The 13,668-nt window shown below is 67.9% G+C and carries 15 protein-coding genes; 13 read left to right on the top strand and 2 right to left on the bottom strand.

The window, feature by feature from the left end; all coding sequences use genetic code 11:
- Nucleotides 1-106: 106 nt before the first annotated feature.
- The 6 genes from BB334_RS10275 to BB334_RS10300 all read left to right on the top strand — a co-directional run bounded on the left by BB334_RS10275 (nucleotide 107) and on the right by BB334_RS10300 (nucleotide 4,856).
- Entirely contained in the window at nucleotides 107-379 is a 273-nt protein-coding gene (locus tag BB334_RS10275; protein WP_068808176.1) for an FmdB family zinc ribbon protein, read from the top strand.
- 24 nt (nucleotides 380-403) lie between these two features.
- On the top strand, nucleotides 404-1,045 hold the full coding sequence (locus tag BB334_RS10280) for a DUF502 domain-containing protein (protein ID WP_068808179.1): 642 nt from the start codon (nucleotides 404-406) through the stop codon (nucleotides 1,043-1,045).
- A 74-nt stretch (nucleotides 1,046-1,119) separates the two neighbouring features.
- Nucleotides 1,120-2,916, top strand: a complete 1,797-nt coding sequence (gene aspS / locus BB334_RS10285) for an aspartate--tRNA ligase (RefSeq protein WP_068808182.1) — start codon at nucleotides 1,120-1,122, stop codon at nucleotides 2,914-2,916.
- 266 nt (nucleotides 2,917-3,182) lie between these two features.
- Nucleotides 3,183-3,995: a class I SAM-dependent methyltransferase gene (locus BB334_RS10290; protein WP_068808184.1), complete on the top strand. Its 813-nt coding sequence runs from the start codon at nucleotides 3,183-3,185 to the stop codon at nucleotides 3,993-3,995.
- A 37-nt stretch (nucleotides 3,996-4,032) separates the two neighbouring features.
- Nucleotides 4,033-4,392, top strand: coding sequence for a ribonuclease domain-containing protein (locus tag BB334_RS10295; protein WP_068808186.1), 360 nt, complete (start codon nucleotides 4,033-4,035; stop codon nucleotides 4,390-4,392).
- On the top strand, nucleotides 4,389-4,856 hold the full coding sequence (locus tag BB334_RS10300; protein WP_083200385.1) for a barstar family protein: 468 nt from the start codon (nucleotides 4,389-4,391) through the stop codon (nucleotides 4,854-4,856). Before BB334_RS10295 ends, BB334_RS10300 begins: the two co-directional genes overlap by 4 nt.
- Here the strand turns inward: BB334_RS10300 and BB334_RS17585 are convergent.
- A complete protein-coding gene (locus BB334_RS17585) occupies nucleotides 4,786-5,049 on the bottom strand; it encodes a cysteine-rich CWC family protein (RefSeq protein ID WP_083200386.1) in 264 nt (87 codons plus the stop codon). The genes BB334_RS10300 and BB334_RS17585 overlap by 71 nt on opposite strands.
- A gap of 140 nt (nucleotides 5,050-5,189) precedes the next feature.
- On the opposite strand from BB334_RS17585, the gene BB334_RS10305 reads away from it, so the two are divergent.
- The 7 genes from BB334_RS10305 (at nucleotide 5,190) to BB334_RS10335 (ending at nucleotide 13,142) form a co-directional block, all read left to right on the top strand.
- Complete coding sequence (locus BB334_RS10305; protein WP_068808188.1) at nucleotides 5,190-5,618, top strand: Hsp20/alpha crystallin family protein; 429 nt, start codon at nucleotides 5,190-5,192, stop codon at nucleotides 5,616-5,618.
- Entirely contained in the window at nucleotides 5,615-6,844 is a 1,230-nt protein-coding gene (locus tag BB334_RS10310; protein WP_232756712.1) for a right-handed parallel beta-helix repeat-containing protein, read from the top strand. Before BB334_RS10305 ends, BB334_RS10310 begins: the two co-directional genes overlap by 4 nt.
- Nucleotides 6,845-6,963: 119 nt before the next feature.
- Nucleotides 6,964-7,878, top strand: a complete 915-nt coding sequence (gene argB, locus BB334_RS10315; RefSeq protein WP_068808190.1) for an acetylglutamate kinase — start codon at nucleotides 6,964-6,966, stop codon at nucleotides 7,876-7,878.
- Nucleotides 7,879-7,890: 12 nt separating this feature from the next.
- Nucleotides 7,891-8,214 carry a metal-sulfur cluster assembly factor gene (locus BB334_RS10320; RefSeq protein ID WP_068808192.1) on the top strand — a complete coding sequence of 108 codons (324 nt, stop codon included), beginning with the start codon at nucleotides 7,891-7,893 and terminating at the stop codon, nucleotides 8,212-8,214.
- Between the two features lie 10 nt (nucleotides 8,215-8,224).
- Nucleotides 8,225-9,340 carry a hypothetical protein gene (locus tag BB334_RS10325; protein WP_068808911.1) on the top strand — a complete coding sequence of 372 codons (1,116 nt, stop codon included), beginning with the start codon at nucleotides 8,225-8,227 and terminating at the stop codon, nucleotides 9,338-9,340.
- Nucleotides 9,341-9,488: 148 nt separating this feature from the next.
- Nucleotides 9,489-10,823, top strand: a complete 1,335-nt coding sequence (locus BB334_RS10330; RefSeq protein WP_068808194.1) for a UDP-glucose dehydrogenase family protein — start codon at nucleotides 9,489-9,491, stop codon at nucleotides 10,821-10,823.
- A gap of 63 nt (nucleotides 10,824-10,886) precedes the next feature.
- A complete protein-coding gene (locus tag BB334_RS10335; protein WP_158014395.1) occupies nucleotides 10,887-13,142 on the top strand; it encodes a VanZ family protein in 2,256 nt (751 codons plus the stop codon).
- Here BB334_RS10335 and BB334_RS10340 read toward each other — a convergent pair.
- On the bottom strand, nucleotides 13,099-13,668 hold a 570-nt coding region (locus BB334_RS10340; protein WP_068808912.1), incomplete at its 5' end, for a tetratricopeptide repeat protein. The genes BB334_RS10335 and BB334_RS10340 overlap by 44 nt on opposite strands.

Here is a 13,668-nt window from a genome sequence, read left to right on the forward strand (position 1 = left end):
CCCTTCCAGCCCCCATCTAGGCGCCGCACCCCGGCACTGCGGGGCTCCGCTTTTTCCTTATGCTGCGTTGCGCTAGACTTGCGCACTTGCCTTTCGGGAGCTTGTCATGCCCATCTACGAATATCGTTGCGAAAGCTGCGGGTTTCAGAAGGAACACCTGCAGAAAATGAGCGACGCGCTGCTCACCACCTGCCCGTCCTGCGGCAAGGAGAGCTACGCCAAGCTGCTGTCGGCCGCCGGCTTCCAGCTCAAGGGCTCCGGCTGGTATGCCACCGACTTCAAGGGCGGCGGCGGCGGCAGCGCGAGCGCCGCGTCGCCCGCCGCGAGCGAGAGCGCGGCCGCGCCGAGCTGCGCGGGTGGCGGCTGTGCCTGCCACTGAGCGGCGCGCCGCAAAGACGAGCGAGTGAAGAAATACTTCATCACCGGACTGCTGATCTGGATCCCGCTGGCGATCACCTTCATGGTGCTCGCGTGGACCGTCGGCACGCTCGACCAGATCCTGCTGCTGCTGCCGAACGGCTACCACCCCAAGGAGCTGTTCGGCGTCGACATCCCCGGCGCCGGCGTGGTCTTCAGCGTGCTGCTGGTGTTCCTCACCGGTCTGGTCGCAGCCAACGTGCTCGGCCAGAAGCTGGTGCAGCTGTGGGAAGCGATCCTCTCCCGCATCCCGGTGGTGAAGTCGATCTACTACAGCGTCAAGCAGGTCTCCGACACCCTCTTCTCCAGCAGCGGCCAGGCCTTCCGCAAGGCGCTGCTGGTGCAGTACCCGCGCGAGGGCGCGTGGACGATCGCCTTCCTCACCGGCAAGCCCGGCGGCGACGCGGCCAACCACCTGCCCGGCGACTACGTCAGCATCTACGTGCCGACCACGCCCAACCCGACCTCCGGCTTCTTCCTGATGATGCCGAGGGCCGACGTGATCGAGTTGGAGATGAGCGTCGACGAGGCGCTCAAATACATCGTCTCGATGGGCGTGGTCGCGCCGCCGCTGCGCAAGCCGGCCGAGCGCCCGGCCCTGCTCAACGAGCAGCCGCCCGCCAACTGACGAACTGACGACAGGCTCCCGAACCCCTTTTCCCGGCCCACCCGGGCCAACGCCGAACAGCCGGAACGATAACGATGCGAACTCACTACTGCGGCAAAGTCACCGCTGCCGATCTCGACCAGACCGTCACCCTGTGCGGCTGGGTCCACCGCCGCCGCGACCACGGCGGCGTCATCTTCGTCGACCTGCGCGACCGCGAGGGCCTGGTGCAGGTGGTGTGCGACCCCGACCGCCCCGACATGTTCAAGGTCGCCGAATCGGTGCGCAACGAGTTCGTGCTGAAGATGACCGGCAAGGTCCGCCGCCGGCCGGCCGGCACCGAGAACCCGAACCTCACCTCGGGCGAGATCGAGGTGCTGTGCCACGAGATCGAGGTGCTCAACGCCGCCGTCACGCCGCCCTTCCAGCTCGACGACGAGAACCTGTCGGAGACGGTGCGCCTGACCAACCGCGTCATCGACCTGCGCCGCCCGCAGATGCAGAAGAACCTGATGTTGCGCTACAAGACCACGATGGCCTTCCGTCGCTTCCTCGACGGCGCGGGCTTCATCGACGTCGAGACGCCGATGCTCACCAAGAGCACGCCCGAAGGCGCACGCGACTACCTCGTGCCCTCGCGCGTCCATCCGGGCCAGTTCTTCGCCCTGCCGCAGTCGCCCCAGCTCTTCAAGCAGCTGCTGATGGTGGCGGGCTACGACCGCTACTACCAGATCGTCAAGTGCTTCCGCGACGAGGACCTGCGCGCCGACCGCCAGCCCGAATTCACCCAGGTCGACCTCGAGACCTCCTTCATGGACGAGCACCAGATCACCGCCCTGGTCGAGGACATGATCCGCTTCGTGTTCAAGGAAGCGATGGCGGTCGAGCTGCCCACGCCCTTCCCGCGCATGACCTACGCCGAGGCGATGCGCCGCTACGGCTCGGACAAGCCCGACCTGCGCGTCACCCTCGAGCTCACCGACGTCACCGACGCGGTGCAGGACGTCGCCTTCAAGGTCTTCAGCGGCCCGGCCAACGCCGGCGGCCGCGTCGCCGCGATGCGCGTGCCCGGCGGCAACGCCCTGACCCGCGGCGAGATCGACGAATACACCAGGTTCGTCGGCATCTACGGCGCCCGTGGCCTCGCCTACATCAAGGTCAACGACGCCAGCCAGCCCAACGAGCAGGGCCTGCAGTCGCCGATCGTCAAGAACCTGCACGAGACCGCGCTGCGCACCATCATCGAGCGCACCGGCGCCCAGTCGGGCGACCTGATCTTCTTCGGCGCCGACAAGACCAAGGTGGTCAACGACGCCATGGGCGCGCTGCGCGCCAAGCTCGGCCACGAGAAGGGCTACGTCACCGGCGAGGCCTGGTGCCCGGTGTGGGTGGTCGACTTCCCGATGTTCGAATACGACGAGGACGACAAGCGCTGGGTGGCCTGCCACCACCCCTTCACCAGCCCGAAGGACGAGCACCTCGAGCTGCTCGAGTCCAATCCGGGCGAGTGCCTCGCCAAGGCCTACGACCTCGCGCTCAACGGCTGGGAGATCGGCGGCGGCTCGGTGCGTATCCATCGCGCCGACGTGCAGGCAAAGGTCTTCGATGCGCTGCGGATCGGCGCCGAGGAGCAGCAGCAGAAGTTCGGCTTCCTGCTCGACGCCCTCAAGTACGGCGCCCCCCCGCACGGCGGCCTGGCCTTCGGCCTCGACCGCATCGTCACCATGATGACCGGCGCCGAGTCGATCCGCGACGTCATCGCCTTCCCCAAGACCCAGCGCGCCCAGTGCCTGCTGACCAACGCCCCGGGCGACGTCGACGAGAAGCAGCTGCGCGAGCTGCACATCCGCCTGCGGCAGAAGGTCGAGACCCAGGTGGAAGTGGATAGGTAACCATTCACGCACTCGGCGCCACTAGTTCAGCACGTCGCGCTGTCGGAGGTCTCAGGGCGGGAGGATCAGACCTTCCGCCCTTTCTTTTCTCCCGTATGCATCATGGCTCTCGTAGCAGACGGCGCCGCATGTCGTTGACGCATGACATCGGAAATTACAATAAGATGTAAATGCCGATGAACGCCCCCTTTCTATTTGCAGGCTGGTTTCGTAAACCGTCACGCACGGATTCGAAGCGGCGTGCATACGTCATGAGAGCATGCAGGATGAGCGAACCGACCATTTTCGACCATGGCTCCGACCCAAACTTCCTTTCCTACTATGCAGATTCAAGCGTTTCCGACAACACTTTGGGGCGTTTCACAAGAACGCGAAACAACATACTGCGTTTGCTCGCCCGGGTCCGTGGCACGGACGGCCCGCTGCGAGTCGCGGACATCGGCTGCGGCGCTGGCACCTGCAGCCAGCTCTGGGCCAAGCTGGGTCACTCTGTCCATGGCCTGGATGTCAATGCGCCGCTGATCGAACTCGCAGGTTCCCGTGCTGCCGAAGCCGGCCTGCCCATCGAGTTTCGTGTCGGATCTGCAACCCAGTTGCCCTATGCCGATGCGCAAATGGACGTAGTCCTGCTGCCCGAGTTGCTCGAGCATGTTGCCGACTGGGAACTTTGCTTGAAAGAGGCAGCCCGCGTTCTCGCACCCGGCGGTCTCCTCTTTCTAAGCACGACGAACGCTCTCTGTCCTATCCAGGACGAATTCGATCTGCCGATGTACAGCTGGTACCCGGGCCCGGTCAAGCGCTACTACGAGCGGCTTTCAGTGACGACCCGCCCGGAGCTGGTGAGACACACGAAGTACCCCGCGGTCCACTGGTTCAGCTTCTACCAGCTTCGCGATTATCTCGCTCGCCTCGGACTCGACAGCCTCGACCGTTTCGATGCGGCCGACGATCGAAAATTTAGCGTGAAGGGCCGTGCAGCCCTGAGGCTCATCAGGCGCGTTCCTCTCGCTCGCTGGATCGCTCACGTGCTCACCCCGGATGTGACCATCTATGCAATCAACCGATCCGCACGGGCGTGACCACTGTTCCTGCACGCGCCGCCCACTTGGAGCGAACGTGCGCCGGGCGCTTCTTCTTCTGGTCTTCCTGCTCGGCCTCGCCGGCCTGCTCGGCTGCAGCCCCGTCACCGAGCAGCGCACGGCCCCTCCCGACCTGCCGCGCGAGGCGGTGGAGACGATCGCGCTGATCCGGCAGGGCGGCCCCTTCCCCTACCGCAAGGACGGCACGGTGTTCCAGAACCGCGAGCGCCTGCTGCCGCAGAAGCCGCGCGGCTTCTACCGCGAATACACGGTGAAGACGCCGGGCGCGCGCGACCGCGGCGCGCGGCGCGTCGTCACCGGGGGCGACCCGCCCGAGGTCTACTACTACACTTCGGATCACTACCGCAGCTTCCGCCAGATCGAGCCCCGCCCATGACCGCTCCCGCCGCCTTCGATCCCGCCCTGCTCGACCCTGCCACCGAGGTCCTGCCGCTCGCCGACGACACCCGCGACGCGTTGCTCGCCGCCGCCGCCGCACGTGGCTTCCTGTACTTTCGCATCGATCTCGCCGGCTGCGCCAGCAAGGCCGAGCTGCTGCGGCGGGTGGCCGGCGCGATGCGCTTTCCCGACTGGTTCGGCCACAACTGGGACGCGCTCGCCGACAGCCTCGGCGACCTCTCATGGCTGCACGCGCCGGGTTACGTGGTCGTACTCGAGCACCCGCAGGGCCTGCACCGCGCCGAGCCCGAGACCTTCGCCGTCGCCCTCGAGGTGTTCGCCGAGGCCGCCGCCTGGTGGGGCGAGGAGAACGTGCCTTTCCGCGTCTTCGTCAGCGGGAACGAGGCGGACGAAGGGGCCGGCAATACATCCCCCCCGCCTGCGCCCGCTGCCGATCGATGAGCTCGGCCAGGCAGGCCGGGCAGTAGCAGCCACCCACCGCAGCATCGGGCACCACCACGCCCGCCGGATAGGCGGTGCACCAGCAGGTTTCCACCCCCGCCTCCATGCCGCAGCTGAAGGCCTCGCCGCAGCGCGGGCACACGTTGGTGGGCGCGGCGGCAGCCGCATGCGCCCCATCCTTTTCAATCGTCATCGCGTCGCCTCCTTCCGGGCAGTGGCTCGATCGGGCTCAAACGATACACGCACCCGGCTTGAAATATCCCGATCGGTACCTATATTGATGATGAAGCCGGGATGCACCGGCAGCGACTCACAAGCAAAGGAGGCAACACGATGGCAAGCAACATCACTCCTCGCCGCAGCGATCCGCTCGACGACCTCTTCCGTGGCTTCTTCGTCCGTCCGGTCGAATTCGGCGGCTTCCCCGGGGCCGAGGCCCCCCAGATGCGGGTCGACGTCAAGGAGAACCCGGACAACTACGAGGTCCATGCCGAACTGCCCGGCATGAAGAAGGAAGACATCCACGTCCATATCGACGGCCCGGTGGTGTCGATCAGCGCCGAACGCAAGCAGGAGAAGGAAGAGAAGGAAGGCGAGCGCGTGCTGCGCAGCGAGCGCTACTTCGGCAAGGTCTCGCGCAGCTTCCAGCTCGGCCAGGATGTCGATGAAGGCAAGGCGGCCGCGAAGTTCGCCGACGGCGTGCTGACCCTGACGCTGCCGAAGAAGGCCGAAGCCCAGGCCAAGCGCCTGAACATCGAGTGACGCGCAAGCGCCCCGGTGGCATGCCGAGCCGCCACACCCGACCAGGGGTGGCGGCTTTTTCATGTCTGCGCCCGCCACTCCCCGCGCTGGCGCTGGGCGCGCTGCTGCTCGCCGCCGCTCCCGTCGATGCCGCCACCCTGCGCGTGGGGCCGGGCGAAGCGATCGCGCGCATTGCCGACGCCGCCAAACAGGCGAAGGACGGCGACGTGGTCGAGATCCTGGCCGGCGAGTACCGCGGCGACGTCGCGGTCTGGAAGCAGAAGCGGCTGACAATCCGTGGGGTCGGCGGGCGGCCGGTGCTGATCGCCGACGGCGAAAGCGCCGAGGGCAAGGCGATCTGGGTGATCCGCAACGGCGACTTCGTGGTCGACAACATCGAATTCCGCGGCGCCCGCGTGGCGGACGGCAACGGCGCCGGCATCCGCTTCGAGCGCGGCCGCCTCAGCGTGCGCAACAGCGCCTTCCATGACAACCAGACCGGCATCCTCACCGCCAACTTCGAGGACGCCGAGCTGCGCATCGAGGACAGCGTGTTCGCCGAGGCGCCGCGCCAGGAGCATTCGCTGCCGCATCTGCTCTACGTCGGCCGCATCGCCCGCTTCGAGGTGGAGGGCAGCCGCTTCCATCAGGGCCAGCGCGGCCACCTGATCAAGTCGCGCGCGCGGCGCAGCGAGATCCGCTACAACATGATCCACGACGGCCCGGCGGGGGAAGCCTCCTACGAGATCGACCTGCCCAACGGCGGCCACGCGACGCTCGTCGGCAACGTCATCGGCCAGAGCGCTGCATCGCAGAACGCGACGGTGGTCACCTTCGGCGCCGAGGGCGATGCCTGGCCCGACAGCCGGCTGGAGCTGGCGCACAACACGCTGCTCAACGAGGGGCTGCGTCCAGCCCTGTTCCTGCGCGTGTGGGCCGAGCGGCTGCCGGCGGCGACGCCGGTGCTGACCCGCAACAACCTCACCGTGGGCCTCGGCGTCTTCACCACCACGAACGCCGGCGACCATGCGGGCAACGTCCCGCTGCCGCCCGGCGCGCTCGGCGACCCCGGCATTCTCGACTTCAGCCTCGGCGCCGACGCCCTGCTGCGCCGGCGGGCCTTCCCGCCCGCCCCCTCGCACCTCGTGCCCCAGGCCGAATTCGCCCTCCCCCTCGGCACGCGTCCCCTGAACCCGCCCGCGCGCTGGGTCCCCGGGGCGTTCCAGACACCTCGGCTCGGCGAGTGACGCGGCGGTCGCCGCTGCTACGCGGGATCGGTCGGATGCCCCGCGGCACGCCCGCGGTGGTCCACGCAGAGCCATCCTGATCGCCTAGAATTGCGGTGTTTCCCACGAGGACCCCGCACATGAACGTCAGCCCGAGCGTCAATCCCAAGACCGCCTCCGTCGAACCCGCACTCAAGGCCGAGATCCTGGCCGAGGCGCTGCCCTATATCCAGCGCTTCTTCGACAAGACCATCGTCATCAAGTACGGCGGCAACGCGATGACCGACCCCCACCTCAAGGACTGCTTCGCGCGCGACGTCGTGCTGCTCAAGCTGGTCGGCCTCAACCCGGTGGTGGTGCACGGCGGCGGTCCGCAGATCGAGACCCTGCTCACCCGCGTGGGCAAGAAGGGCGAGTTCATCCAGGGCATGCGGGTGACCGACGCCGAGACCATGGAAGTGGTCGAGATGGTGCTCGGCGGCCAGGTGAACAAGGAAATCGTCAGCCTGATCAACAAGCACGGCGGCAAGGCGGTAGGCCTCACCGGCAAGGACGCCAGCTTCATCCGCGCCAAGAAGCTGCTGATGCAGAAGCTCGACGCACCCGCGGGCGACGTGGTCGACGTCGGCCAGGTCGGCGAGATCACCAGCATCGACCCCAGCCTGATCTCCTTCCTCGACAAGGGCGACTTCATCCCGGTGATCGCGCCGATCGGCGTCGGCAAGGACGGCGAGACCTACAACATCAACGCCGACGTCGTCGCCGGCAAGCTGGCCGAGATCCTCAAGGCGGAAAAGCTCGTCCTGCTCACCAACACCCCGGGCGTGCTCGACAAGCAGGGCAACCTGCTCACCGGCCTCACCCCGGGGCAGATCGACGAGCTGGTCGCCGACGGCACCCTGTCGGGCGGCATGCTGCCCAAGATCGGCTCGGCGCTCGACGCCGCGCGCAACGGCGTCAAGTCGGTGCACATCATCGACGGCCGCGTCGAGCATTGCCTGTTGCTCGAGATCCTCACCCACCACGGCGTGGGCACGATGATCAAGAGCCGCTGAGCGGCGCAGCCCATGGCCACCCCGCCCAGGCTCGACGCCGACGCCATCCGCGCCATCCTGCGCCGGGTGATCGATCCCGAGGTCGGCGTGAACATCGTCGACCTCGGCCTCATCTACCGGATCGAGGTCGGTGACGACGACATCCGCATCGAGATGACGATGACCTCGCCCGCGTGCCCGATGGCCGACATGATCCTCGACGACATCGACGCCGCCCTCGATGCGACGATCCCCCCCGAGGTGCAGCTGCACGTCGACCTGGTGTGGGATCCGCCGTGGACACCCGAGCGCATGGCGCCCGAAGCGCGCGCCCACTTCGGCTGGAAAAAGCCCTGAGCGCGGCGTGATACGCGAGATTCCCCCGCCCGCACGGATCCCGCTCCTCGTCCTCGGCCTGCTCTCGCTGCTCACCGGGGTGCTTGCCGGCCTCGCGCGGCTCGGCGTGGCGGTGCCCGACTTCGGCGCCGCCCAAGCCGGCAGCCATGCGGCGCTGATGATCGGCGCCTTCTTCGGCACCGTCATCAGCCTCGAACGCGCGGTCGCCCTCGGCAGCCCGTGGTCCTACCTCGCGCCGGCCGCCGCCGGCACGGGCGGCGTCGTGCTGCTCGCCGGCGGTCCCTTGGCGGCGGCGCAGTGGGCGATGCTCGCCGGCGCCGCGGTGCTGGTACTCGCCAGCCTGCGGGTGACGCAGCGCCAGCTCGCGCTGTTTACCGTGATGCTCGCGATCGGCGCGCTGTGCTGGCTGGCGGGCAACATCGCCTGGCTGGCGAGCGGCGACCTGCAGGTCGCGGTGCCGCTCTGGCTCGCCTTCCTGGTGCTGACGATCGCCGGCGAGCGCCTCGAACTCACCCGCTTCCTGCCCGCGCGCCCGGCGGCGGCGCCGAGCTTCGTCGCGATCGTGACACCGATCCTCGCCGGCGCCCTGCTCGTGCCCTGGCGCGAGGCTGCCGGTCTCGGCGTCTTCGCCGCCGGCCTGCTCGCGCTCGCCGCCTGGCTGCTCCTCTACGACATCGCCCGTCACAACGCACGCCAGCACGGCCTCACCCGCTTCATCGCGATCTGCCTGCTCTCGGGCTACCTGTGGCTGGGCGCCGCCGGCCTCGCCGGGCTCGCAGGCGGCTTCGCCCCCGGCCACGCCCTGCACGACGCCGCGATGCACGCGATCGCGCTCGGCTTTGTCTTCTCGATGGTGTTCGGCCACGCGCCGATCATCTTCCCGGCGGTGGCGAAGGTGAAGATTCCCTGGCATCCCGCCTTCTACCTGCCGCTCGCGCTGCTGCACGGCTCGCTCGCGCTGCGGGTCGCGGGCGGCCTCGCCGACGCCTTCAGCCTGCGCCAGTGGGGCGGCATCGCCAACGCGCTCGCGCTGGCAGCCTTCATCCTCACCATGGTGATCAGCGTGGTGCGCGGCCGCAAGGCGCAGCCCGCCGGGCGCCGGCGGCGCAAACGCGAACTCGGCTGAACACTCAGCGCAGGCGCACGATGGCATTATTCCGCCGTCCGTGATGCGTTGCGGTTGTTACCGTCATGTTGCGGCGGTAGGCTGAGGGCAATCGCCCGCGCTTCGCGATGCGGACCCCGGATTTAGCTCGAACAGAGGCAAACCCAGCATGAAACTCACCATTTTCGGAACCGGCTACGTCGGCCTCGTCACCGGCGCCTGCCTGGCGGAAGTCGGCCACACCGTCGTCTGCATGGACGTCGACCAGACCAAGATCGAGAAACTCAAGGACGGGATCATCCCGATCTGGGAGCCCGGCCTGCAGCCGATCGTCGAGCGCAACGTGGCCGAAGGCCGGCTTCGCTTCACCACCGACGTCGAGGAGGCGGTCAAGCACGCGGAAATCCAGTTCATCGCGGTCGGCACCCCGCCCGACGAGGACGGCTCGGCCGACCTGCAGTACGTGCTCGCGGTGGCCGAGTCGATCGCCCGCCACATGCCGCGCTACCGGGTGGTGATCAACAAGTCCACCGCGCCGGTCGGCACCGCCGACAAGGTGAAGGCGCGGATCGACCAGGTGCTCGCCGAGCGCGGCGAACCGATCCCCTTCGACGTCGTCTCCAATCCGGAATTCCTCAAGGAAGGCGCGGCGGTGGGCGACTTCCTCAAGCCCGACCGCATCATCATCGGCACCCGCTCGGCCAAGGCGCAGGAGCGCATGCGCGAGCTCTACGAGCCCTTCAACCGCAACCACGAACGCACGATGTTCATGGACGTGCGTAGCGCCGAGCTCACCAAGTACGCCGCCAACGCGATGCTGGCGACCAAGATCAGCTTCATGAACGAGCTCGCCAACATGGCCGAGATCCTGGGCGCCGACATCGAGGAAGTGCGCAAGGGGATCGGCGCCGACCCGCGCATCGGCTACCACTTCATCTACCCGGGCTGCGGCTATGGCGGTTCATGCTTCCCCAAGGACGTCCAGGCGCTCGGTCGCACCGCCGACCAGATCGGCTACGACGCCCCGCTGCTGAAGGCGGTCGAAGCGGTCAACAACCGCCAGAAGACCACGCTGTTCGCCAAGCTGGCGAAGCACTTCGGCGGCGCCGACAAGCTCGCCGGCAAGACCATCGCGGTGTGGGGCCTCGCCTTCAAGCCCAACACCGACGACATGCGCGAAGCCCCCAGCCGCACCCTGCTCGAGGCGCTGTGGGAGGCGGGTGCGACGGTGCAGGTCTTCGACCCGGTGGCAATGGAGGAAACCCGCCGCATCTACGGCGAGCGTCCGCAGCTGGCGCTGTGCAGCAACAAGTACAGCGCGCTCGAGGGCGCGGACGCGCTGGCGATCTGCACCGAATGGCAGCAGTTCCGCGCGCCCGACTTCGAGGAGATGGAAGGTCTGCTGAAGTCGAAGGTGATCGTCGATGGGCGCAACCTGTACAGTCCGGAGCGGTTGCAGGGCGATGGCTGGCGCTACTACAGTGTGGGCCGCAGCATGAGTTGAGCGCCGGGCGCACCCGTCCGGCGAACGGTCGGGGGGCGTGCGGTGCGCGAGCGATTCAGCGGTGTGAACGGGTGGCGCCTCCTCGTGGGGGCGCTGATCGCCTATGGTTCGCTCTATCCGTTCCAGTTCGTCTGGCCGGATTCGCCCTCGGGTGCGCTAGCCGCCCTGCTGCACGACAGCCGCCTGTGGTCGAGTCGCGGCGACGTCGCCGGCAACTTGCTGCTCTTCGTACCCTGGGGCGCGCTGCAGGCCACAGCGCCGGCACACTCGCGCTGGCACTGGCCCAGCTTCGCCAGCGGCATCGCGCTCGCCCTCGTCCTGCAGGTGCTGCAGATCGGCCTGCCCAGCCGGGACGCCGCGCTGTCGGACGTGTTCTGGAACAGCATCGGCATCCTCGTCGGCCAGTTCGTGCTGCATCCGTTCGTGCGCAAGCTGGTGGCCGGTCGCGGGGCGTCATCGCAGTTCGATCCCGCGCTCCTCCTGCCCCTGCTGTGGCTGGGCCTGATGGCACTGCCGCTGCTGCCGTCGCTCGACTGGCAAGCCTTGAAGAGCCACCTGCGCGTGTTCCTCGGACCGTCGGCCGTCGGCTTCCCAGACCTCCTCCTCGCCTACGCCGGCGTCCTCGTCGTCGGGAGCGCGCTGGCCTCGCGCTTTCCGCCGGCACGCACCCTGCTGCTGCTCGGCCTCACCATCGCCCTGGCTGCCGCGGCAAAGCTGCTCACCGTTCACAACGCGCTGTATCGGGCGGAGCTCCTGAGCTGGTGTCTGGCGTGGGCGAGCGCCGTCTTCCTGATCCAGTTTCGCCCCCAGTGGCTGAACGCCCTCGCTTTCGGCGCGATGCTCCTCGGGATGACGCTTTCCGCGCTCGCGCCCTTCGACTTCACCGGTTCGCCGGGCGCCTTCAACCTGCTCCCCTTCGTCGGCTACCTGCGCGGCGACATGCTGGGCAACCTGCGCGAGCTCGCGCAGACCGCATGGGTGGCGGTCGCGATCCTCTGGCTCGGCGCCCGCATCGGCGGCAACGTGCGCGGCATCGGTGGCTTCCTGGTCGTCTGGGTGCTGCTGCTCGAATTCGCCCAGATGTGGATCGTGGGGCGCAGCGCCGACATCACGCCCGCGCTCACCACCCTGATCGTGAGCCTGCTGATGCGCGACGCGCGACTCGGCGCGGCTCAAGCGATCGCGCAGCCGGGCACCGCACCCGTCCGCAGCGAGGAGGTCCCGAACGACCGGCTGGCGGAGGTGCCGAAAACGTCCCAGCCCCTTTCCTGGCGCTCGCCGCTCGGCCTCGCCGGACTGGCCGGCTGGATCCTTGCCGTCATCGCGCTGTCATGGCTGGTGCGCCAGCCGGGCGTACCCTACAACGTGCGCGAACTGTTCCTCGGCGATGGCAATCCGCTGGCGATCGCGGTGTTCACCCTCGCCCTGCTGTGGATCGGCGCTGGCAGCTGGCTGGCAGTGAAGATCGCTGCAGGAGCGCGCCACCCCTGGCTCCAATTGCCGGTCCTGCTGGTCGCGAACGGCATCGTCAGCCTGCTTCTGCTGCTGGCGAGCGTCACCGGCGAGAGCATCATGGACATCGCCGGCAGCACCAATCTGCACTGGATGGTGGTGAACAAGCTCAGCTGGGGAGCGTGGTGGGCGGGTGTCTTCCGCGAACACATCAGCCCGGGGTTCGTCGCGCCGATCGAGCGCGTCGTGCGTTACCTGGCCCTCTACCTGCCGCCGTCGGCCTTCCTGGCGGTCGCCCTGCTGGCGGCGAAGCCCGAGTCGCTGCCAGGACGCCGCCTCGACGCCATCAAGGCCGGCCTCGTGCTACTGCCGCTGCTGTGGCTGTGCAAGTCGATCGCCTTCGACTGGTCATCAACCGACAACCTCAACGAGCTGATCGCCCCGAGCGGAGCATTCGGCCTCGGTGGCGGCGCCTACCTCTACCTTCTGCTGGGCATTGCTGCGGTCAACATGGCAGTGCTCGGCCAGGCCGCCAGCCCGCGCGCGCTTGCGGCCACGGCCGTGCTGACCGTGCTCTGCCTGCCCGTCTCCTGGTTCCTGCTCACGAAGGGCCTGTCACCCGCGGTGGAAAAGTACGGCATGTTCTACTCGGGCGTGCAGTTCCTGCTCGGCCCGGATCGCAAGGAGGTGCTGCCCGACTCCGTCCTGCAGCTGCGCTGGATGGCGCTCTATCTCGGTCTGCTGCTGGTGGGCGCGGCCGGCATCCGGCTCGCGCGCGGGGTTTTCTGGCGCGCACAGGCGATGCTCACACGACGCGGCCTCGTCAAGGCTCCCGCCACGCACCCACGCGCTCCAGCTTGTTCTTGAGGCCGGGAAACGGAAAGCCCATCCGGTAGGCTGCGTGTGCGCTCTTCAGGGCCTTGTCGTACTGCTTGAGGTCGAAGTACGCGAGGCCGAGGTTGTAATGCACGTTGGCGTTGTCACCCGCCTGCGCCAGTGCCGCCTCGAGCTGCGCGACCGCATCCTTGTGCTTGTTGCGCTTGATCAGGTAGAGACCGTAGACCGTCTTCACCATCGGGTCGTCGGGCGCGAAGCGAAGGGCGCGGTCGAACCAGCACTCCACGGTGTACTGAGCGCCCGGCGGCGGATTCAGCTTCACCTTCAGCGAGTAATCCCCCATCGTCATCAGTGCCTGATAGTGATTGGGAAACTTCTTTAGTGTGTAGGCGATGTCGGCGGCGAGCTGGTTCGTGGTTCCGCCCCGCCGCATCATCCTCACATCGTCGGTAAAGTGCACCCGCTCGACGAGACGCCGGGCCTCCGCGGAAGCCATACGGTAATCAGCTGTGGTACTGCCATCGGTGAACGGGGCGACGCACCCCATTTGACCGAA

Source organism: Thauera phenolivorans, from assembly GCF_001696715.1.
GTDB lineage: Bacteria > Pseudomonadota > Gammaproteobacteria > Burkholderiales > Rhodocyclaceae > Thauera > Thauera phenolivorans.